At 50.4% G+C, this 20,906-nt stretch carries 19 protein-coding genes and 2 pseudogenes; 7 read left to right on the top strand and 14 right to left on the bottom strand.

Going from position 1 to position 20,906, the window contains the following annotated elements:
• Positions 1-75: 75 nt before the first annotated feature.
• Positions 76-990 carry a PDDEXK family nuclease gene (locus tag AC07ZE_RS22710; protein ID WP_207266715.1) on the top strand — a complete coding sequence of 305 codons (915 nt, stop codon included), beginning with the start codon at positions 76-78 and terminating at the stop codon, positions 988-990.
• 260 nt (positions 991-1,250) lie between these two features.
• Positions 1,251-2,282 (top strand): hypothetical protein, encoded by a 1,032-nt coding sequence (locus tag AC07ZE_RS22705; protein WP_207266714.1) that lies wholly within the window; start codon positions 1,251-1,253, stop codon positions 2,280-2,282.
• Here AC07ZE_RS22705 and AC07ZE_RS22700 read toward each other — a convergent pair.
• The 6 genes and pseudogenes from AC07ZE_RS22700 to AC07ZE_RS22675 all read right to left on the bottom strand — a co-directional run bounded on the left by AC07ZE_RS22700 (position 2,279) and on the right by AC07ZE_RS22675 (position 5,540).
• Positions 2,279-2,632, bottom strand: coding sequence for a hypothetical protein (locus AC07ZE_RS22700; protein WP_207266713.1), 354 nt, complete (start codon positions 2,630-2,632; stop codon positions 2,279-2,281). The genes AC07ZE_RS22705 and AC07ZE_RS22700 overlap by 4 nt on opposite strands.
• Before the next feature lie 169 nt (positions 2,633-2,801).
• Positions 2,802-3,297, bottom strand: a pseudogene (locus AC07ZE_RS22695) (hypothetical protein).
• Positions 3,294-3,503 (bottom strand): annotated as a pseudogene (locus AC07ZE_RS22690) (hypothetical protein). Before AC07ZE_RS22690 ends, AC07ZE_RS22695 begins: the two co-directional pseudogenes overlap by 4 nt.
• Before the next feature lie 171 nt (positions 3,504-3,674).
• Positions 3,675-4,166, bottom strand: a complete 492-nt coding sequence (locus AC07ZE_RS22685) for a hypothetical protein (protein WP_207266712.1) — start codon at positions 4,164-4,166, stop codon at positions 3,675-3,677.
• A gap of 417 nt (positions 4,167-4,583) precedes the next feature.
• Complete coding sequence (locus tag AC07ZE_RS22680) at positions 4,584-4,904, bottom strand: hypothetical protein (protein ID WP_207266711.1); 321 nt, start codon at positions 4,902-4,904, stop codon at positions 4,584-4,586.
• Between the two features lie 168 nt (positions 4,905-5,072).
• On the bottom strand, positions 5,073-5,540 hold the full coding sequence (locus AC07ZE_RS22675; protein WP_207266710.1) for a helix-turn-helix domain-containing protein: 468 nt from the start codon (positions 5,538-5,540) through the stop codon (positions 5,073-5,075).
• 165 nt (positions 5,541-5,705) lie between these two features.
• On the opposite strand from AC07ZE_RS22675, the gene AC07ZE_RS22670 reads away from it, so the two are divergent.
• From AC07ZE_RS22670 to AC07ZE_RS22655, 4 genes are all read left to right on the top strand, one after another.
• Complete coding sequence (locus AC07ZE_RS22670) at positions 5,706-6,392, top strand: hypothetical protein (protein ID WP_310650383.1); 687 nt, start codon at positions 5,706-5,708, stop codon at positions 6,390-6,392.
• A gap of 246 nt (positions 6,393-6,638) precedes the next feature.
• A complete protein-coding gene (locus tag AC07ZE_RS22665; RefSeq protein ID WP_207266709.1) occupies positions 6,639-7,040 on the top strand; it encodes a hypothetical protein in 402 nt (133 codons plus the stop codon).
• Positions 7,041-7,123: 83 nt separating this feature from the next.
• Positions 7,124-7,588 carry a 3'-5' exonuclease family protein gene (locus tag AC07ZE_RS22660; protein WP_207266708.1) on the top strand — a complete coding sequence of 155 codons (465 nt, stop codon included), beginning with the start codon at positions 7,124-7,126 and terminating at the stop codon, positions 7,586-7,588.
• A gap of 254 nt (positions 7,589-7,842) precedes the next feature.
• Positions 7,843-8,052, top strand: coding sequence for a hypothetical protein (locus tag AC07ZE_RS22655; RefSeq protein ID WP_259331988.1), 210 nt, complete (start codon positions 7,843-7,845; stop codon positions 8,050-8,052).
• Between the two features lie 19 nt (positions 8,053-8,071).
• Here the strand turns inward: AC07ZE_RS22655 and AC07ZE_RS22650 are convergent, their stop codons facing one another.
• The 4 genes from AC07ZE_RS22650 to AC07ZE_RS22635 all read right to left on the bottom strand — a co-directional run bounded on the left by AC07ZE_RS22650 (position 8,072) and on the right by AC07ZE_RS22635 (position 12,996).
• Positions 8,072-8,866, bottom strand: coding sequence for a hypothetical protein (locus AC07ZE_RS22650; protein ID WP_207266707.1), 795 nt, complete (start codon positions 8,864-8,866; stop codon positions 8,072-8,074).
• 281 nt (positions 8,867-9,147) lie between these two features.
• Positions 9,148-10,230, bottom strand: coding sequence for a restriction endonuclease (locus tag AC07ZE_RS22645; protein ID WP_259331987.1), 1,083 nt, complete (start codon positions 10,228-10,230; stop codon positions 9,148-9,150).
• Positions 10,231-10,439: 209 nt separating this feature from the next.
• The gene (locus AC07ZE_RS22640; protein WP_207266706.1) at positions 10,440-12,728 is read right to left on the bottom strand and encodes a C39 family peptidase; all 2,289 of its coding nucleotides are present in this window, start codon (positions 12,726-12,728) and stop codon (positions 10,440-10,442) included.
• An 85-nt stretch (positions 12,729-12,813) separates the two neighbouring features.
• A complete protein-coding gene (locus tag AC07ZE_RS22635; RefSeq protein ID WP_200986130.1) occupies positions 12,814-12,996 on the bottom strand; it encodes a hypothetical protein in 183 nt (60 codons plus the stop codon).
• A gap of 988 nt (positions 12,997-13,984) precedes the next feature.
• On the opposite strand from AC07ZE_RS22635, the gene AC07ZE_RS22630 reads away from it, so the two are divergent.
• Positions 13,985-15,043 (top strand): hypothetical protein, encoded by a 1,059-nt coding sequence (locus AC07ZE_RS22630; protein ID WP_207266705.1) that lies wholly within the window; start codon positions 13,985-13,987, stop codon positions 15,041-15,043.
• Positions 15,044-15,570: 527 nt separating this feature from the next.
• Here the strand turns inward: AC07ZE_RS22630 and AC07ZE_RS22625 are convergent.
• The 4 genes from AC07ZE_RS22625 to AC07ZE_RS22610 are packed head-to-tail and all read right to left on the bottom strand — an operon-like array spanning position 15,571 to position 20,531.
• Positions 15,571-15,963: a hypothetical protein gene (locus tag AC07ZE_RS22625; protein WP_207266704.1), complete on the bottom strand. Its 393-nt coding sequence runs from the start codon at positions 15,961-15,963 to the stop codon at positions 15,571-15,573.
• Between the two features lie 14 nt (positions 15,964-15,977).
• Positions 15,978-18,095, bottom strand: coding sequence for a hypothetical protein (locus AC07ZE_RS22620; RefSeq protein WP_207266703.1), 2,118 nt, complete (start codon positions 18,093-18,095; stop codon positions 15,978-15,980).
• Between the two features lies 1 nt (position 18,096).
• A complete protein-coding gene (locus AC07ZE_RS22615; protein ID WP_207266702.1) occupies positions 18,097-19,560 on the bottom strand; it encodes a site-specific integrase in 1,464 nt (487 codons plus the stop codon).
• The gene (locus tag AC07ZE_RS22610; RefSeq protein WP_259331986.1) at positions 19,560-20,531 is read right to left on the bottom strand and encodes a tyrosine-type recombinase/integrase; all 972 of its coding nucleotides are present in this window, start codon (positions 20,529-20,531) and stop codon (positions 19,560-19,562) included. The genes AC07ZE_RS22615 and AC07ZE_RS22610 overlap by 1 nt, the downstream gene beginning before the upstream one ends.
• Positions 20,532-20,906: the final 375 nt, after the last annotated feature.

Raw genomic sequence — 20,906 nt, 5'->3', positions numbered from 1 at the left:
TTGCTCGCTTCCATTAAGCACCAAGCAGTCCAAAGCCTCAATGTCACCCCAAATCTAAAATTGAAGGAATAATTGATGGGTAATGTTTTCGTCGATGTTATGCCTCCTGCGTACTGGCAGGATTTCGAGCGACTCACCTTAGACTATGCTAGAACCGTGTGGAAGGATGACTATGCGGAGAGAAATGGACGACAAGGCCAGGCACAAGCGGGCGTTGACGTCTCTGGATACAACAGCACGCAGAAGGAGCACACTGGTATTCAGTGTAAAAAACGCATCTGGAAAACGAAGCCCGGGGCTGATGCCCCCTCCAGCACGCTAACTAAAAAAGAGATCGACGATGAAATAAATGCGGCTAAAAGCTTTATCCCCGAACTGGATCGCTTTGTTATCAGCACAACTGGGCCAAAGGATGCGGAGCTTCAACAGTACGTACGTGAGTTCAACAGAAATAAAAAGAGCGGATTTTCTGTGTCACTAATCTTCTGGGAAGATTACGTTGAATTTTTGAACAACAACCAGGAACTTATGTATAGATACTATGAGAATGTGCTCAAATACCGCCAGACCTACGACCCAGTCGAACATTACTACCTGCTTCTACATATGGCGTTTAATCGCCCAGCAATAAGAACTCCATTTCATCTAGAGAATAGGGCAACAGACTTCATTGATGCGCTGGCCGCAACTCAAAATGCAATAGCCACTGGATGCTTGAAAGACCGGGGCAACCATGTTATTGATCAGGCAATAGTTCCAAAAAAGAAACCAAAAGAGCTCAACGCAGCGGCAAAGCTATTACAGCGCGCAAGAGATATCTCAACAAAAGCTCTAGCTGGCAAACGCATTGTTGAGCACCCATCTGTAATTGAGATTCGAGACAGGGAGACTGCAGACAAGCTTAATGAGCTTAGATCTGAAGCAGTAAACCTGTTGAATGAAATTTTAGCCCCAATGAAACTCCCTACAATCTCAATCGACTCAGAATAGCAGGCCAACAACCAGACCCATGGCATGACATTTCAACCCCTGCCAGCAGGCATGTCTAGGCAGTGTGCTACCTACCGATGCCCTCGGAGCCAATTCACATGGACATGATCCGGTTCAACGATTTTTATCTCCGCCTCTAGAGCCAACCTTAAGCGGGATGGTCAGGCCTTGCTGGACGAGTTCTATGCCCTCTGGCGGGATGCAGAAACCTAGGGAGTTGAAGCCGATAAACCGCACAAAAAGCAGTGACGGAGCCTCAAATGGAATCCTCTGAAAATCAGAAAAAGATGCAGGCCCTGTTTCTGGAGCTTGTCCGCCGCCAACAAAGTCTTCAAAAAACCAGTGATCGAGGGTTCGATATTTGGAATCATTTAAAACAAGATATTGATGAGATATTTAAAATTATCAGAGAGGTGGTGCTGCCGGAATACCCAGACCTCGATACTGTCATTCATAAAGAAACACGACCGCAAAGAAATTATGAAAACGAGTTGAATCGGCTATGGGCCAAGGCTCTGGATATTTTTGGGAGCTATTTTGAAACTCGAATTTCTCCGGCGCTTAAGCTCATAATTGAAGACAGCAGTCAAGAAGGTAAATCTAACATCAAAGAGATGCAGGTTTTTATCTTCTGGAAGGGGTTAATCCCTACATTGGCTGGTCATGGCAATCCAGGTGATGATCTGTACCTGTATGTTAACCATGCGATGTTATTTTCAGATGAAGAACTCGTATCGAGAATGATTGCCAAAAATCTTGATACTCCTCACCACTCGCCTGAAGCTATTTTTGGTATATGTGGGCTGCTTCTCCAATCCCACCAAGCGTCCAAAAATGGATCGATGGACGAGGCTTATAGCTACCTTATTGATGCTAGTCACATGTTAGGCATGTATCACTCATCTGAATACATAATGGAGCGATTCGATACGGTTGCAGATAGTAGAAAGGCTAGGATTAATGCTGAAAAGCGTCACTCTACAGATACTAGATTCATATTGGGTAAGGCTAGGGCTAGAGAGTTATTTTACAGCTTGCGGGAAGAAGGGCCCGATGGAATACGCCCGATGTGGAAAAGCGCTAGTAAAGCCATGACCGCAATTTCCAAAGCTCTTGTTAGAGAAATTGCGCAATCCAATAGAACGGATATTAAAATATCTGACAGCAAAATTTATGATTTGTGCAAAGAGCTTTGCAAACAAGAAAGACATCAGAAAGAATATCCAGATTTTGGGATCATCCCAGGGTACCGCCTTAAAGACGGTACCTTCATTCACTTCGACGACCTTTAGAATTCGATTTCGGTGCTTTTAGGGTCAGAGATCACAAGAGCCCACTCCTGCGTTTCTACTGCTCCCACGAGGCGGTATGGGTCGTATTGATCCTGGCCCAGGTAGACCTTGAAACCCCGATTCAGGAGATGACGGATTGCCCGGTTATTGGGCTGTTGATCTGGCGTGCGAGTGTAGATTTTGACCACGTCTTCAGCATGGTCAACCATCGCCCGGTGCTCAGCTGACAACGAGTAATAAACGCTTTCGCTGTTGATCGCATCGCCTTCGTTATCTCCGTAAGGTCGAGGGATGGTGTCCAGGGCCGTGAGCACGTGGCAAGCGTCGTCGAGGGTAGGGGTGTGGTACATGGTGACTCCGGTAATGGTTGGTGGTTGATGTGAGCGCATCTTGCCAACCCGTTTGGGGAGTTTCGATCAGTCTGCTAGCAGATCCACCGTTATAATTTCTGGGCCAGCCGGAGTCTGAGGAGCACTACGATGATTGGAACGAATATTGGAGGGCCCCTTGCGTTAGGACTTAGAAGTCCGAGATAGAGCCCTGGGAGGTTAGCCAAGCTCCGAACTTCTGCAGCCTGCCAATCTCAAGGAACCTCGGTTTTGCCCCGCTCAGCATTTTGAGTAGTCGTTGTTTCTCTGATGGGGATGGAAACCACTCATCAATTTCGACGCTGCAGTGCCCGGCGTCGCTCAGGGCCCATCTCGCGATCATGACTGCTGCGGCTCTGTAATGATCCGCCATGTAAAGCCGCCGCCCCCCTACAGACCAGCCACGCTGAGCGAGTGGCTCAGTAGCGTCCATGACCCCCCAAGTTGTCAAAGAAACCGGCGGTGTCAGGATAGTGAATACCCGCAAGAGATACCTTGGTGACACCCGAATCCCGGTCGAAGCAGGACAGGAAATGCCATCCGCCAGTGATGCTTCTAGGGTGCGGAAAGTCGATCGCTGCCTTACCAGTGATGTAGTGCATGCGGGAAACGCGTTTGAGATCAAAATCGAAAAGCGGCTGGGTCATGGGAGTTTTTTTAGCCTGGCCAGCCCCTGTTTGATATGACCAGCGTTCTCACCAATTGTGTAAAGCGCACCTCAGACGTTGTCGCCGACTTCCGCATGTCCCTGGGCTTCCACCTGGAGGGTCAGCTCCATGAGCGCAGCCTCAAGGGCCAGCTGGTTTTGGTACATCCTTTCCAGCACATCTGATAGCGAGTATTCGGTCATGATGCACGTCTCTATTAGTCAAAAAATCAGCATAGCAGCGGAAAGGACGAAGGTAAGACGGGCAATTCAAGCCTTGGAAGACGGCGGGATGTTCCCCTCATTTATCAACGCTCCGTTCAAAAAACTCGAAGACGTGCCATCGAATGCTATACAGCCCGAACTCGCCGCTATGTTTTATTTTTCGTCAAGGCGACCCGTTTTAACTAGGGCAGCGCCTTTGCCGTCCTCCTTAGTCATAAAGCTTTGTGCATTTTCAACGGAATAGAAAAATCCGAATATCATGACAAAGTAAATACCTATTACCAGCACGCATGCCTCTACGAAAGCTGACTTTCCGTATTTCAGTAGATAAGCGAAAGTCAGACGATTCTTACGCTTGAGGTCTTGCCCAGCCAAACTCTTAACATACGGATCAAGACCGGGCGTTGCCCCAGACCTAAACTCAATAAAGAAGTTTTTGATATTGGCGTGAGCAGCTAGATAAAGTAGTAAAAATATGAGAAAGCAAATCAGCCCCATGGTAGCCGCGTCTCCATAGCGCTGTTTTGTTATGAGGGTGTTAGCTTTTCCTGCGGATATGGCAACCAGCACCATAAGGAAAAACTGAATTGATGTATTGCGAAGAAAGTCTAAAAAATGTTTCCTCCCCGAATTCAAAATCCACATATATAGCTCCGTGCTAGCGATTGCGACACTAACCTAGTGGAGGTAAGGCAAGCTCACCTACCAGGCTACCAAAACCGCATTGTCCCCCCCGGCAACCGCATCTTCCAACAGAAATATGACCAAGCAGGATGACTAAGCTCCATTGCTTTGGGGCAAGCGGAGCGCGCAGGCCAGTATGCCGGAGGCGGGAGGATGGAAGCCCAAAGGGCCATGACTTGGCGTCAGCCATGGCATGGTTTACGACAGCCGACCCGATAGAGCGCGCCATAAACCGCGAATTGCTCAGATTGTCTTCAGTCGTCGCTCGAGTGTCTGGGCTTTACGTAAACGGACGGAACCGGCTGATAGCTGCCTAGCGCTAGACTGCTATCGGCCACCTGAATCGCATAGGAATGCGCCCTGCAGATCCAAAAGCAGCTACGTCGGATTGCACTTTTCTCCGGCCTTATCTGCCTTGGAAGCGGCTTTCACTGCCTCGCTAACCAGCTTTCCATTTTGAGGGTTCATTGACTTATCCGGGCCATGCAACTCGTAATAACCAGCAGGGCCATCCGGCATCAATTCTCTGCTGTAGCTCTTGAACACATTACAGGAAGTGGTTGCGCCGCAGCTCTGACTGGAAAGTGAAGCGATACAGCTTTCGGCAAGCTGCTTCAGCTTTGTCATCTCCGCTTCCACGGTCTGTGCCTGGGCATCCGCCACAATTAGCAGCAAAGCTACGCCTAAGACTTTTTTCATCAAAATACCTGCTCTCTTCTTTAGTTGAGGGCAGACCTTACCTCTGCGAAGTTAGAGCAACCACTCAAAACCGCGTCAGAAACTGCATGAGCGAATGCAGGGGGAAACGGTTGGTCGAGTGGGATGGTTACGCCAGGGCGGGTCAGGGATAGCTGATGTTCTGCCGGCTCAGTTATTCCAATATTTTTGGACTGTGCTTCTGGCGATGCCGAGCTTTTCAGCGATTGTTTTCCTGTCGAGACCTTGCGCTTTCAAGGCTCGAATGTAATCCGCATTAAGCGGCTGCTTAGGCTTTCCCTGGGAGCGCTTGATGAGCTTTCCATCACTAAATTGCTCCTCTACTAGCTGCCACCCTCCGGACATCTCGAATTCCCTGATTCGCAAGGCAGTACGTTGCAAAGTTTCCGAAGGGAGTTCGTCACCCTGAGCCGCAATGGCGAGAGTGACTACCGTCAAAAGGTCGAGGCCCAAGTAGTCAGCGATCTCGTCCAGTTTCTCCAGCGTCGGCGTCGTCCTGGCCTGCTCAAGCTTCCCTACATTCGTCCGGTGCGTTGCCCCTGCGAGATCCTCATAACTCAACCCTTGGTGTGCACGGGCTCCGCGTAATGCCCCCGCCAGCGCTTCCTTCAGATTCATGAGTCGGATCCCCAAAAGCGAGGATAGAGCCACGGGTTGCGTGTTCCGATAAACAGATCATAGTGATATTATTGTGGCATACGATCAGCTTGGGCCAGACATACGACCGCTAGGGGACGGCGTTAGCAGCAGTGGTCTGGTGACAGAGGAGAGACTCGGGCCTTGGTGAGCGGAGATCTCGCCACGCTGCGCAGCGATAACGTGTTGGAGGCGCAGGTCATCAGGTGGTTTGACGCAACCGCTTTGAGGATGAGGCGTTTTTTTATTGAATGCAGGGATCCGGTACTAATGAAATTTGAGTGCGTAAAGTTTTCTGGAAAGGTTGATAACGTAAGCTTTGTCAGGCCCATGAGGGGCGGTTACAAAGTGACGCTAAAAATAGATGGGGAAGTTATTCCAAATCTGGTAATACCTGGCAAACTTTATGAAGAGCTGGAAACTAACAAGAATGTAACTTTGTATGGTTTGTTCAAAAACAGTCGAAAAAAAGAAAAGAATGATGGTGTTTTATACGGAATGAAACCCGAGGGTGGGGAAAGAATGTTCGCCACCAACATGAGGCTGGGAGTTCCAGCGTTGCTTGCGTTCTATGCCTGTCTGGCGTTTTGTGTGATGTTCGTCGTCGGGTGGGCGGCTTCGCTTGCACTCGTAGCTGGGTTCAGCAGTGAATATAATCCTGGCGCAATGATGCATACCACTACGGTCTTCGCCTTAGTTGAGGCATCTTTGGCCGGTTTATTTTTTCTCTGGCGAGCTTGGGTGATTTTCAGTAAGACATCTAATCCTGAGGCTTGGGAAACGATTACGCCAGCCGTACTATCGAGTCGATTTAGTAAGTTTCACAAGTCATAACGCTCCCGCGTTTGACGATAGGTGCGCCGTCTAACCTACAAGTTTTTTACAATCTGAGCGCATGCTGAGACCCCGCGCGATGTTTTGAGGTAATCAACCTCAGAGCAGCGCAAGCGGAGCGCGCAGGCGTGCTGGATGAAAGCCCGGAGGGCCGAGCCGTGGCTTGCCACGGCTCGGTTCACGCCAGCCATCCGCCGAAGGCGGCACGCCAAAACCACCGCTGAGCTTTGTGAAAAGGAGGCTGAAATGACCTGCGATTTACTCCGCGAGCGTGAGAGAACTAGGCGAAGGGTTCTGTGGGCGCTTGCCAGCTTCCATCCTGGTGATCCGAATGCCTCCGAACTCCTAACCATCCTCGATAGCCTCGACGTCCAAGAGCGAAACGATACCCTCTGTAGCGATAAGCCACTTGAAGTCGTTGAGGTTCGTAACTCTGTCTCGGTGATGCGTCATAACTCCGGAGTCGACATCATCTTGGAGCGCGATATCCCGCAGCCCTGGCGAGAACGCTTTCTGCAAGCGAGCATCGGATCAACCAGAGTTACTGATGGGCCCTACGCCGCAGACTGGGATAAATTTCTGACTGAATGGGAGCGTGAGATGCAGCATCTGAAAAATCACCGAGCTGCACAGGCTCCTACCAGCTAGAGCGGCTGGTTCGAGCGATGGCGGCGCAAGCACACCAGTAGTAGAGGCCGCTGAAAATCGCAACCTCAAACAGGAGCAGCGAGATGGAACGGCCTTCTTTTTTCATCGATTTTGAAGCATCTGGAATAGCGCCTGATAGCTATCCTATCGAAGTAGCCGTCGCGTCGAGTGAGACCTCCTTCAGCTCACTTATCAAGCCAGCCCGTTACTGGACACATTGGTCATTTGACGCCCAAGACATGCATGGGCTCTGTCAGGATCAGTTACGCCTGCAAGGCGATACGCCGGTCGCTGTATCAAGACGTATGAACCAGCTTTTTCCAGGTCAGGTGCTCTGTAGCGATTCACCTCAAGACGTTTTTTGGTTCGATGTCCTCTACGAAGCAGCAGATCTGATGCCCACATTCCAACTGAAGCCATTGGAGGTCTTAGTGGGCCGGGAGGCGGCTAGTGACATTTATCGCCTACTGCCTACAACCAGGCACCACCGAGCTTTGCATGACGCAACTGCTTTGATGAACGCCTGTCGTGCTTTTTTCGAAGCTTGAACTCTCGAAGGGGTGGAACCCATTGAGCTTTGGATCTTGCTCAGCCTGAGTGTCCGCTCGAACCGAAGGCAGGTGATTACGCGCCTGGATAAGCGCGGTAAGCGGAGCGCGCAGGCGTGTGGGATGGAAGCCCGAAGGGCCGAGAAGTCGGCGCTTGCGCCAAGGCTCGGTTTACGACAGCCCTCCCCGAAGGGGCACGACCCAACTCCAAGTCTAGGAACAGAAGACCAAGATCCTACTGCGAGGATTTCCCGATGGGAATGAAGAACGATGACGACACAGTGTACTGCGACGTTCAAATGCCCTTAGCTCAGGGTAAGGAGCTGCTGCATTTGTTGAGCACACTCCGGGAGTCAAATACCCATCCGACTCTGAACAGGGTTTTTGAGCAAATGCAGTACGAGCTCAGCACGTCGATTGATATAGTCGAAAATCCGCCGACTTGGGGACTTTGGCGCGAATGAGTCCCTCATCACGGTGTTACTAGCCAATAGCAAAGCCGCTATATAACGTCGAGGGTTGGATTTCGAAAAATTTATTTCTGGCATCTATGGTCGGCATGGTTGTGCGCAGGAATAGCGTCACTTTTTGGCCATCTACCAGGAGGTTAAAATACGGTTCGCTCGACCTTACCCTAACCCGGATTTGTGCTCTGTTAGCATCACTGTAAAACTTACGGAATGTTTTGATGTAGAACGAGCCATTAAATAAGTCAACCGATGCGGCTCCAAAAACAATAGAACTGTTCCAGCTTACTGAGTTGATATCCTCCCCAGCGTGACCCAGCGGGACGAATGCATCAAAGTAATTGAATTGCGAATTTTCAATATGGAGCTGATGCTCGACTCGTTCGCTCATGCTCAAAATTCTCCAAGCATCGACAACTTCTTGGAGCGTGCCTGGGTGGATTGCTGGAGAACTCTGAACTTGTTGGGCAAGCGCAAGCATTTGTGCTCGCGTAGGCATGGCCTTTTTTTTCGTAGTAGGAACTGCGCCTAAGTGGCTTGGGATGATCGTGGGTGCTACTGCCATTGCAACTTTTTTCTGCTCTCCCTGTACATTGGAGTTCTCAATGGACTCCTTTTCATTCTTACATCCCGTGACATGCCTGTTTGGTGCCCTAAAGAATTTGTTGTTCCTTTGCGCTGGGACGACCTTTTCTAAGCAGTTCGGCTCAGGACAAAAATAATAGAAAGTGGAGTTGTCTTTTGCGTACTCTGCCGACACGTTGGCGCCCACCTCCCAGCACACTGCGGTGGTCATCAATTCAGAGCTCATATTTCATATTCCCTCATTAGTCCGAGAACTCATCCTATCCACAGTGATGGCCCATGACTATCTGTGGTTCTCATCTTGTCCTGAAACCTGTGGCGACGGCGGTGCGGCCTGATTGCGAATGACGACAGGCTACCTATATGCAAATGCCTTGGGATGAAACTAGGATCGATTCTACACGTTGTATCCAACGTCCAGCCGCAAAAGGCATCGGCAATCAATGCCCTCGGAAAACCATCTCATACGTCACCTCCAGAATTAGCTGAGTTAATCACATCGCCTTCTTATAGGCTTTCGAGGTAGGGTTTCTTATCAATCACTGCAGCACGCACCTTGCTTCGCAGGAGCCTGACTAAGTCGCTTTTGTTCATGAGCAGCACCACGATTTCCCTTAGGGTGCAAAGCACCATCGTTTTCTGGGTTGAGTGAGTGACGCACTCGGCAATAGTGGTAGAGGCAAAATCTGAGTTCGAGATGAAGATTCCTCGAGCGTCAGCTCGCGCAAACAGTCTAACCATGTGTGCCGCGAGATCATTCACTCCCACTGGATCCTTGAGCCATTTCATCTCGACAAGGTAGATATGTCCTTCAAACTCGATGACTCCATCGATTTGCTCAACGACTGCGCCTCCAGATTGATCCAGTCGTTTGAAGTCTTCTCGTAAAAGAATTCCGTGTACCCGGAACAGGTCGTTCAATACTCCTTCCAAGAGCTTGCCGCGCTTTTGAGGTTCTCCATCCATACCAAAGAGAGCACTCAGCCGATCACGCACGTCTTCAATTTTGCGATCCCTCTCTGCAGTCGCTTGACGCTCGGCTCGCGCCTTGGCGGCGACCTCGGCATGAGCGGCCTCTCGTTGCTGGTTCATACGGGTAAATGAGTCTTTAACATTGACGATGCGCGCTAGGTCTCCCACGTTAGCTTTGGCCTTGTGAACATTGTTGGGCCAGCACCCTGAAAACTCCTCGAACTCCACCACACGCTTGATGATTTCGCGCCTAGCCGCCAAGCCGCCATCCCCTCGCTTATTCAGCTTTTCAAGGACGTCGCGAACTATTGCAAATGTACTGACTGAATCACGGTTTGTTTTAACCGTGACGTCCATCAGCGCTAGGTCATCATGAGGCACTCCTGCTCCCCGCAAAAAAAGCAGCACATCAGCCTTACTTCTGCAAAGTAGCGGGATGGTGTCGACCAGCAGATTAAAAACATCAGGGGGATAGTGGTAGCGCGCGTCCATGTTCCATCCCAGCACGTGGTGGTGAAATGCAAGAGTAGCTACCAACACCACAATGGCACCAGCAGTGGATGTGAAAAAAAGCTCATGACGGATATGTCTTGGTAGCAGGCCAAGCGCCTGCGCCATGCTACGGCCTCAGCTGATTAGACTTTGGAGCATGTGGCACAAGCGTTGAGTGGTGCCCATTGGTACGGAACCTCGTCACGGGTCGTCAGAAGCTTCATATCAGCTTCCCTATGCGAGTCATGATTATGAAGCCATCCGTCCGCAAGGCGTGTTGATAGACTGTCACCATCGGGTTCGTTAAACAGTGGGAGTCAGTCTTTCCTACTGCTTCAAAAGCTTGCAGTGTCTGCATCGTCCTCTTGAATATTGAAAGATGGAATAACGGCAGGCGTAATACTAGGCTGGATGATAAACGTCTCTGTCGGGAAGAACTGTTGGAATTTATACAAGGCATTTTGAAGCAGGTCATCCCTGTTCGGATAGTCCCCACTGTAGCGGCCTGATTTGGCGTTGATTTGCCAACAACCTTTACCAGCCTTGTGCATCTCGCCGGCTATTCGAGCGGGTTGGAACGCGGTAATGCTGGGGTGACCGCATTTTTCCAAGCGACCATCGATCTTTACCTCGAACTCTTTGCCGACGAGCAGTGCTCCATCTTTAGCGACCGCCCAAATGAGGTAGGTGGTTCTGCGAGAGGCGAATTTGCTGTTCAATTCAGCAATAGGCGTTCTAGGTGCATCATAGAGTCGGACAGCGGTCGGATTATTGAAGATGTCTTGGCCGTGGATCTCTTGCGCCTTGAGGTAAAGAGGAGCTCTTAGCCCCCCATAGGTCTCGTCCAGGTAGGCGTCTATGGACGCGTCCACTTCGACGAGGCGGCGCATGAATGAGGGGAAGAACTGACCATCTTTCGCTTTGAAGCTCGCTGATGTTGGATTCATTCTCAGCAGATTAAGTATGCCTGTACCGAGGGTCAGGTTATCTGTAAATACGGCTGAAACCGCGTCCCCTTGGGGCACGTCAGTCGCATCGATGTAAATTTTGAAGATCGGAATAGCGTCAAAAAAGAACTGAGCTTCCCATTGGAACCGGGCAAAGCCCTTCGTCAAGAAATTTACCTTTTCCTTTTGCCACTGCTCAACTTCTTCTGGTGAAGGTATCAGTGGAACGTCGGCCTCTTCATCCTCCGGACGAGCCTCAGGTCTAGTCTCCGGAGCATCTTCGCCGTCTAGGCATGCCGGATTGTGGGTTTCAATCTGGACAGTTGGGCTTGGCTCAGATGCTTCTGGATTAGCCATGTTTTCAAGCGGTTCCAGACGAGAATCTCCGCAATCTGTCGAGCTGGCCACTGCAGTTCTGTAGTCCAGATTCTGATCTCTCACCTCTTGACGAATGTGCGAGATTTCCCTTAAACGAATCCGGCAGGAGATGTCATCCGCGACATTGGTTTCTTCGGCAGGGAACCATGTCTTCCAATCCAGTGCTACTTGCTTTTTGATACGGTCGCAGGTCTCTAAGGCGAAGTAGAACGGTAAACGTACCTTTTTATCTGTCGGCACGATGAGGACGTCAGGCTCGATTAGCTCAAGCGGGGCACTCCAGGTGCCGTCCGAGTTCATCGTTTGAAGTGCTAATGCCCAAGCCTCCCGCATCGGCTTACGCTTCATCGAGTAGCCTGTGGTGGGGATCAGCTTGGCTCGAACATAGGGGCCAAGCCGGTCGTCGTGGATATACAGAATCTTTTCGTGATCCTGTTTGTAGCCAACGATGCAAATGGCATGGTTGCCTTCACGCGTTGGTCTATTCTTGCCAGGCCCGCTCAGCGAGTAAACGTCTCCAATGAAAATCAGGGGCAGCTGGCTGTCGATGTGGCTCACAACTGTTTCAAAGAATCGCTTCTCGTCGGTGCCGCGAAGGTTTTCCTGATGATGTCTCAAGCCCTCAGCATCAATAGAGCGCAGCATTTGTTCGGCGTTTAGCTCTGTGTTGGGAAAGCTATTGGACGAGCCACTGCGGTCGTTCAGGGCGTTCATCGTAATTTCGCTACACGAATGAACGCTTCGAATGCTGTGCCACTGCAAAGCATGCAGTGCTGACCATATGGCGGTCGTTGCACAGGCGGCTATGACCTTGTCTTGCTCTTGGAAGGCCAGCGACTCGACACTCAGGCCGATCCCGAACAGATCGACCTTGTAATTACGGCTGAGACGACGCTTGCGTTTGTCGTATGTGGACTCATCATCCATCACCTTAAGGCATGTCTTCCCTATGAAGGTTTTAGGAAGCGGTTTGATCACCATGAAGCCCAGGTAATTGTCTTGAAGGGTCTTCACCAGCTCATCGGCGCTCGGGCCACCTGCAAGGATCTCAGAGACCATCCCGTGATCTAAGGGACATGCGAAGAAATGCATCCGGGCACATTTGTGCCCATCGTTGCCGTAACGCTTTGCGTAGTAGCGCGAGAAATCTTCCAGGAAATCCTTGTCCACGTACTGAAATTCGAGCAGTACGGTTTTCGCGTCGAGCCGGTTTAGGTAATTGAATATGTAACCTACCTGGCGCTTCGTCAGGATGTCCGGAAAATCGTAACCAAAGCATTCACGCACCAGGTTGGTCATGGTGGATTGCGCGAATTGGGATACGAGATACGGAGTCATAGGCATAAAAAAAGCAGCCTCACGGCTGCTTTCCTTGAAGTAGGGGTTAAAGGCTGCAGGTCTTCGCCAACTGCTCGCGAGTCACTACCTTGGCAGCGATCCGGGTCTCAATTTCACGGTCGTAGATCTCCATTTGCCGGCGCGATTGCTCCAGGCGCTTAGAGACATTTCGATCAGCGTCAACCTTGTCAGGGCTACGGGACAGGGAAATCAGTGCTTGCAGGCTCATGGCTATCTCGTCCAAAGGGCACGTCAGCTTCGCAGTCAGGGTGCGGGCTTCCTAGGCATCATCGAACACAATATAACTGTCGGTAAGGGTAGCTTTCAGGTGTCAGTGCCCTGAAGCGACCGGCGATTCTACTGGTGATTGATCAAAAACTCATCACCAGAGTTCACTTTCCTATGAACTACTCGACGAATGCAACAGAATTCATCGTCTCAACATCATCGCAATTGCGCTTAGGACTTGATCCAAATGGTTCACGAGGTGAGTGAAGCACACGTTTTCGCGTTCGCAACCCCAACAAGCTTGGAAAGCCTTCTACGAAACGTTTATCGGCATTCGTTTCCGGTTCTGTAACTGATTGGATCTCGAACTAGGCAAAAACTTGACGACAGAAGGTCGCCAGATTTCGCCTTGACTGCAGATGATCTCCAATAATACTGCGGGCTCATCTGCAAACTCCGCGCGATGCGTGACTCCTCACTAATCCCTTCAAGGCCTTCCCTGCACCCTGAGGTGTCCGTAGTGGTCATCTAGTGAACCCGGACACCCCATTAGCCATGTACGACGACTGAGAGTGACCTCGGTAGTACCTGGCAAACCTCTCTAGCCGTGGGCGTGGTAACCAGAGCAATCGGTTAACGCCGTAAGGGAAATTGGCTTTGATCGCTCTACCAAAGGTAAACCGGCAGACATGATTCATGTAAAGCCTAGCTGTGCTGACCTCCATCCAAGGTGAGCACTCTCCGTAACACCTGGGAAGAGACTGACTGACGCGACGGCAAATCGCCCCGTACGTGCACAATCGAGGGATGCGGTTAGATGTGGGATCTCTCACTGCAAGTACGAAATTACCAACATCAGGATTCGGATAGTAGGTTGAATCATCCTGGCGATGTGCTATCCATGGGGTATATCTGCAATTGTTGAAAACAGGGTATCCCACCGGCGCGTATCTATCGGCGCGACCATTGCCTATCTGCAAGGAAGAACCATGCGCCTCGATCAGATGCCGTACCACTCGATGCCTACCCTAGCCGTACACCCATTCCGTCAATTTGGGATCGGCTGGTCATGGCAGCTGCGAGCCCTGAAGCTCTTCCCCGACTCCCTGCTCGCCTGGAAACGCTACTTCTACGACAACGGCCAGGGGCATGCACGTGGTTCCTCATTTAGCACCTTTGCAGAAGCTATGATTGCGGCAGATACGTTCAACCAGACCACCGCCGAGCGCATAGGCACAGCGCTGCTTGATCCCGTGATCCAAGCCTCAGTCACCCTCAAGGTCGACAAGGCTTTGACTGCGGCTCGCCGCATTCAGGACGAAGAGGAGCTAATGGAGCGCGAGGCGATCAAACGTAATGCTCATCTGCCCCGCCCAGCCATCGAAGATTTAGAGCTGCCCAATAAAATGGATAGTTTGCGGCAGCCGCTACACGAACAGCTTACACGTGCCCCATATTTGCAAGTGGTTGCACTCCCAAGGTTTAACGCTTGTCTTCGTCGTACCGGAGACATGGAATGGGAAGAGATCGGCGCTCTAACCCCGAAGCGCTCACAGATATGCCTCAGAGAATTTACTGCCAAGGGTTTTGGTCTTTCGGCAGCTGATCACTGGGGAAGAACCAAGGCACAGATTCGTGCTCTGCTGCTTCCAAGAGCTAACCAACTGCTTCAACTGGCCAGCGTCAAACAAATGCTTGCCGAGGCTAGGATGCGCGGCCAGCGGGTGTTGGTCTGTGGAGGCTTCGTGTTCTGGTTCGAGGATGATGGGCAGCCTAGGTGGGTCATCAAGAACACCGGGGGCGAGTCCAATAGCGAAGAAGGTACGACCCTATGGCATGAAGGCACTATTTTGTCCAAGAACCATGGCCGGATCGTAGTGCTTCCATATATCAAGGAAAATGGCGAGCGGGTGCAAGGTCACACTAAGAACGCGCCACATGACGGGAAAGCTCTACCTCGTCATCGAGATCAATATGTCACCCTTCCGTTCGAAATCTTGGAAGGAGACCTCATGATCGGTTTGTTTGGAGAGCTGCACTATGAGTGACAACCGACCGGCACCTGACGCTATCCCCCCCGCATCGATGATCATGAAATGAATGGTCAAGCGAGGGCAATCAGAGCTCTGCATCCCATGCATTCATCGCCTCACTCAAAGTCGCGTACCAATGGAGTACACTGCTCTGCAGTGCATTTGCAACTTGCCTATTGGTATTGCCGTCGACCCAAGTGGGGAGACTCTCTATGGCTCCTGTGAACATGCTTGCTGAAGCGACAGCGAATCGCCCCGTACTCGTAGACTGGAGGCACACGTAGCGCACGGCAGCGCCAGTCTACAACCGACGGCAAGCCACCACCTCGACACATTCCATGACACTCACTGCAGCCACTACGGCGGGACTCGCTTCCGGTTCCACCTGGACGCCCCCCGCTGCTTTGGATGCCCTGCTAGGCGCTCCTGGTTTGTGGACAAGATGCTTCAACTGCTCACGTAAGACGACTATGCTCCCGAGCCTATAGGGCAAACAGACAGGTGCCGTAAGGGGGCTGGCCACGCACGTGGATGGCCTTCCCTTATGAGAGTTCTTTGGTTTTGACGTAAGGCAACGGTCGTTCCAAATCCTCCAAACTCATACCTCGCCGTGAAGCGTTATGAGCCCAGCGCACAAATTGTTCCAGCAGCCTGTTGTTTTCGCGAGTAAGGCGCTTTACGCGCTCTTCCAGTTCTTTGTTGCGAGTATCCATGAGCGCTATTTCGGGAGGCTTGGTTGAGACTTCATCTGAACCCCGGCATCGCTCTTTCGCGTGACCCCAAGCATCTTTAATTCGGTCATGTCGCAACATTGCTGCCTTGGTGTATCGATGACCTACATCAACAGATAGAGCTTCTAGATACAGATCCCATGTCAGCTTTCCTGACCAGCCGTCCAGCATCAATACCGACTGATTGATCATCGAGTCGGTCATCTTAGGTGCGCCCATTAGAAGAACCCCAGCGACATAAGAGCGTCTTCAGCTTCATCTGCAGGATCAACCCCTACCGGTTGATTTACGTCTGTAGCTATCATTCGGACGGCATGAGCCAATCCGGTTTTGGACTGAGTATTCTCAGGTGGGGGGAGGGTGATCATGGTTCCCTTAGGGATCGTTTCATCGTTCATCTTCTCCAATATGAGAGCCCAGCGCTGCATACGGGGCTGATTCTGCTTCAGCCAGCGTGCTGCACCTGGCTCACCACCTTCAAGCGCGGTTGTAGCGGCTGCAACGGCCTTGGCGTGAATGTTGTATTGGAATTCAGCCTCCTCGCGGTGGCGTTTATCACCCTTTACGAAAACGTGCTCTGAGCAGTTAGAACAGTCTTTATCTAGAGGGCAGGGAGTCAGAGCGTAAGGGTGCTTACAGAGACCGAAGCGAGTTACGCTGATTGACCCTAGCTCGATTCCCATTGCCTCATGCTCAGTCAATGCGTGGCTGGCAATAAGCCCTTGAACTTTTTCATTCAGCGCTTCACCGGAAGAAATGCCACCAACGTTGTCGCCAAGTTTCAGGTACGCTTCGATGAAGGCTTCTTGTGGCACGTGGTCGTACCATTTGTTGTGCATTACGCTCTTTCGCCCCGACCAAAAGGCGATTAGTGACTCGCTCAAGTGCTTGCTTTGAGCAAGAGTGTTCAAAAGGTGACGGAATCCGTGGGTGGTTATAGCCATAGGGCTGCCGTCCCGGTTTGTTTTTCCATGACGGGAGAAAATTGTGACTCCGGCAGGGTTGGCACCTAGTTGGTTGTTGATTTGGTTAATGCTGAATACTGATGGAACATTGTGAAGTGTCTCTGCGATAGGGTTAATTATGTTCTCAGGTAGTACAAACAACGCCTGATGCCATTTAAGTCCTGTCGACCCGTCTAAAATTGGAAATATCTCTGGGAGTTTTGCCAAAACGACCTTTTCAAGTGAGGCGAAGTCAAAAAGGCTCGCCCAATACCGCCCAGCAGCTCCAGTTCGAGATGAAATGTTTGTTTTGTCGTCGATCTTCACAAGCCCAAACCGAGACGCGTGGCTGGAGTGAATTTCAGTAGGTTTGCCCAGTATCTTAGAGGCCTCATAAAGAGTTATCGGCTGTCCCCTTAAGTGCTTCATATCATCAGGCAGGTAAAGCTGCCCCGGATTCTCGGCATACCAAAGAGCTGCCCTTCTAGCTGACGCGCCAAGATCCAGTAGAAAGTCGACTGTTTCAGTTGCAAGCCTTTCAAACTGCTCGGACGCTGCGAATTTAGTCAGCGGCATCCCACCCTTAGCCGGATCCCATGCAATACCCATCATGAGGCCTTCTTCGCCCTGTACATGTCGGATACAGTTCACAGGAAGAGTGAGTATCTCAGACCCCCGGCTAGGAGCAAACATTGCCAACGTAACGAACGAGGTCACAACACGGTCTGGGATATGCTCGCTTGTATGATGAATTTCAGCTAGGTCTAGAATTGTCTGTACGCTAGGAAGACGGCTAACGACTTTGTCGTTAGTCGTCGGGGCCACACGATCAGCACGGATAGGTTGTTTATAAGCAATTGGGGATACCCAATCGAGTGGTACGGGTGTCAATTTCGCTGGAGCAATGATTTGAGTCGTTAGCCGCTCTAAGCAACGACCTACGCTCCATGCATCGTCGAAGCGGAGCTGTAACAAGCTTGCTGCGTCGTCCATAATGTTTGCATCCACCTGAGTCACGCACGCCGGCCTACCTGAGTCCAGGAGGGCTTGTTCAATCGCCTGCATGGCATACAGATAGCGCTTGAACTCTTGAAGGTGAAAGCGTCGCATGATTTCGCTGAATGCCGATTTTGCAAATTCAAGAAACGGCATCGAAAAAGGAATTACGACGGTTGACTTGTTGCGGGACGGGTCGCGCAGCGATTTGAAGTGCGCAATTTTCTTAGTCTTGCCTTGGTTTTTACCGATATTGAAGCTAGTAATGTTCCAGCTATTATCTTCCCAACAGATACTTGTGAATGGTGTATTAACCTTTGCATGTAGGATGAATTTATCCAGGTTGGCAGCCGCAGCCACTCCCGCTTTTCCTACGAAATGAACAATATCAACCATTTTAGATTACTGCCTCAGGCGTCCTGCTATCTCGTGCCGTCATGATCTGTTGAATTGCAGACAGAGCATTGTGATTTATCTGTTGAATTCTTGGCTCTGTCTCGACTTTCTGATCTTCGATCAACGTCACCATCAAGGTTTCCCAGGGAGCGTTGATTAACGGCTCAAAATATGGGCACGACAGGCAGGCAATAGGGGCGTGCTGATGGCATTCCGCACGAGTACCGCAAGCACCCAAGGCCTCTCCAGTTAGCCTTAGATAATCAGCGATAACGCATTCGTCATCTCCGGCACGACTAGCCTCGTCCAGATGATCAATGAGACGCCCTTGGAAAGCACTGGCGAAGTAATCCATTTCCTTTCCTAGAGCTTGCCGTATGGGCTTTTGGAGCTCAGGCATTGATGCCCTATAATATTTAATACAAGAGGTGCTTCGGTGTGTAAGCAGTCTTGCTACCTCAGCATCAGAAGCACCTTGAGCTAGTGCACGCGTTGCCATGGTGTACCGAAATCGGTACGGGGTGATGTGAATTGGGCCTTCTAGGCGCTCTGAGTAAGTTGGCAGCCCCGCTAACGTATCAGTCACTAAATGACTGAGGTATGTTGGTGTACCTTTAAAAAGAGGCTCGTCCAAAGCATTCTTCTTATTTCCATACATGTCCAAATAAATGAGCAAGCACTCAGCGAGCACTGTAGGGGCCTTCCTTATCCAGTGTTCTTCCGTGATCACTCCTTGGCCCTTCGCCAATGGAATCTTGAGCGTTACCTCCATGCCGGCTTTGTCATGAATGATTACGTCGCTTCTTTTCATTCGGCAAACTTGAACGGGGCGAACTCCTGTTCCGATAAAGAACCAGCATAGTGTGAATACAAATAGCGATAAGTGTTTACTGGCATACGCGTCATTTAAGGCAATATGGATGTTGTGTAGCTCCTGATTTGTAAGGGCGCCTTTCTCAGGGTCGTTGGTGATCAGAGTAAAGTAAGCACCTCCACCTTTTTGCTCCCATTTCTGATCATTCTCAAGGAAATCAGCACACTCTTCTGATAGACCAAGAAGATTGTGCTGCTTGATTCGTCGCAAAAGAGGAATCAGGAATGCGCGATAGGAGGGTAGGATTTCAAGAATGAGACCGAGAGCCTTCAGGTCGACATTTGTACAGTGTTTCATTTCATCCAAAGAGAGCCATGATTTCAGCGCTCTTGATATCGTGTTGTTGTAAGACAAGCTGTGCGTGGACAGAGTCATTGTAATACAATCAAATATACTTATGTGTAAGGGGTTGCTGGTGTTGAGCTGATCCAAATGTATTGGACGGCTACTTCCATCCCTATCATGGATGTCAATTCTAATTCCGATAGTTGCATTGATCGTCCGGCCGTCAAGCAAGATAATCTTTTTAGAGTGCGTTGTAGTATCCTCGCTGAGGGCAGCTTGGTATTGCGTCTTAGATGTTGAATCCATTATGTTCTGCCTGCGATATCGTTCGCTAGTTCTTCTGCGACTTTGTCAGCTTGTTCTCGAACTGATCTCGCTCCATACCTCGAAGCCATTTTTGAGTTTTCTGACCATCCGTTGATAAGGCAGCGGATCTTCTTTTCTTCCTCGGGGTGCATACGCTTTTCAGGCGGCAGGGCATCAATTTTCCTGCTCAGTCGGTCATTCCATGTCCTACGCATAGTGTGTGACGCAAAGAATTTCGGTATCGATTTTGAGTTTTTTCGCGCTGTTTCAAAAATCAGATTAATAGCTGACTTTGACATCTGATTCCCGGATCTAGTGATGAACAGATATCCATGAGCGCGCTTCTTCACAGGTATGTTGCTCCAGTAATCCCTAACAAACTCACGATAAAGATCGGTGGTTTTTTGGGAGATCACTAATTTACGAGGACGCGTTTTAGAAACTCGAACCTGTACCCGCTTTCGGGCATAGTCAACGTCTTCAACACGGATGTGTCTTAACTCGTTACGGCGCTGGGAGTTATCCGACAACATTCTGTAGATCAAAAAATTCCGGGCTTGGATAAAATCCTCTTTGAACGGGTTGTCAGCAGATCCAGGTGTGAATACACCCTCTACATGAATCATTACATCCTCAGGGAGGCCCTCTACAGGGTCTCCCTGTGATGGATTTCCCGATCTTGGAGCTAGAGAGCGGAGTCTCTGAATTGCCATCTCTCGGGCTACTTTCAAATTCTCCTGATCGCTCGTCAGCACTTGATTGCAAAGGCGTTGATGATGGTGATTAAGAAATCTGACTACCGTCTGGATTCTGTAGCCGCCTTCAGCTGCTGAGATCTGGCTGGTCGACTGAGTTGTTGCCATCCTGCCGCGCACTTGCTCAAATCGGATGATCTTCTGCGGCTTTGCTACGACTGCCCCCTGGACTTCAAGATCCTGCGCGGCCCTATCCATTCGAAGAAAGTTGGCCAAGTCTTCGCATTGTTCTAGTGACAGAAATGCTTGCGAGGTTAGCGCTGTGTGGATATCGATCTTCCGAGCGTGTGCCCACATGTAGGCCATACCGATGGTGCGAAGGACTTTTTCTGTAGTCGTAAGCGCGGCGCCTCTGTCCCGGTATCGAACAGTTGCATAGACATTAGGTAAGAAGGGGGGGGGTGCCGTCCTCGTCTACCAGCACGGCCATAGGTAGGCCGTCAGTAGCAGTGAAGGATTTGATCCGAATGGCTTGCAATGTATACGATCCCTGAACCTGTGATAGCAGGGCGGGGAGTATAGGAAATTCGTATTTTGCTGTAAACCAAAAACCCCCTGTGTTATCAGGGGGTTGATGGAGTTCTACTGCTT

The organism is Pseudomonas sp. GW101-3H06, assembly GCF_059424605.1.
Note: the sequence above shows the minus strand (reverse complement) of the source record. Positions and strands in the feature narration are given on the sequence as shown.

Coding starts and splice junctions, on each gene's coding strand:
- AC07ZE_RS22645 (WP_259331987.1), bottom strand. CDS start 10,230: ATGGCGCAGGCGCTTGGCCTGCTACCAAGACATATCCGTCATGAGCTT.
- AC07ZE_RS22625 (WP_207266704.1), bottom strand. CDS start 15,963: ATGACCGACTCGATGATCAATCAGTCGGTATTGATGCTGGACGGCTGG.
- AC07ZE_RS22640 (WP_207266706.1), bottom strand. CDS start 12,728: ATGACCAACCTGGTGCGTGAATGCTTTGGTTACGATTTTCCGGACATC.
- AC07ZE_RS22700 (WP_207266713.1), bottom strand. CDS start 2,632: ATGTACCACACCCCTACCCTCGACGACGCTTGCCACGTGCTCACGGCC.
- AC07ZE_RS22630 (WP_207266705.1), top strand. CDS start 13,985: ATGCGCCTCGATCAGATGCCGTACCACTCGATGCCTACCCTAGCCGTA.
- AC07ZE_RS22665 (WP_207266709.1), top strand. CDS start 6,639: ATGACCTGCGATTTACTCCGCGAGCGTGAGAGAACTAGGCGAAGGGTT.
- AC07ZE_RS22660 (WP_207266708.1), top strand. CDS start 7,124: ATGGAACGGCCTTCTTTTTTCATCGATTTTGAAGCATCTGGAATAGCG.
- AC07ZE_RS22680 (WP_207266711.1), bottom strand. CDS start 4,904: ATGAAAAAAGTCTTAGGCGTAGCTTTGCTGCTAATTGTGGCGGATGCC.
- AC07ZE_RS22685 (WP_207266712.1), bottom strand. CDS start 4,166: ATGTGGATTTTGAATTCGGGGAGGAAACATTTTTTAGACTTTCTTCGC.
- AC07ZE_RS22675 (WP_207266710.1), bottom strand. CDS start 5,540: ATGAATCTGAAGGAAGCGCTGGCGGGGGCATTACGCGGAGCCCGTGCA.
- AC07ZE_RS22655 (WP_259331988.1), top strand. CDS start 7,843: ATGGGAATGAAGAACGATGACGACACAGTGTACTGCGACGTTCAAATG.
- AC07ZE_RS22635 (WP_200986130.1), bottom strand. CDS start 12,996: ATGAGCCTGCAAGCACTGATTTCCCTGTCCCGTAGCCCTGACAAGGTT.
- AC07ZE_RS22650 (WP_207266707.1), bottom strand. CDS start 8,866: ATGAGCTCTGAATTGATGACCACCGCAGTGTGCTGGGAGGTGGGCGCC.
- AC07ZE_RS22710 (WP_207266715.1), top strand. CDS start 76: ATGGGTAATGTTTTCGTCGATGTTATGCCTCCTGCGTACTGGCAGGAT.
- AC07ZE_RS22620 (WP_207266703.1), bottom strand. CDS start 18,095: ATGGTTGATATTGTTCATTTCGTAGGAAAAGCGGGAGTGGCTGCGGCT.
- AC07ZE_RS22615 (WP_207266702.1), bottom strand. CDS start 19,560: ATGGATTCAACATCTAAGACGCAATACCAAGCTGCCCTCAGCGAGGAT.
- AC07ZE_RS22705 (WP_207266714.1), top strand. CDS start 1,251: ATGGAATCCTCTGAAAATCAGAAAAAGATGCAGGCCCTGTTTCTGGAG.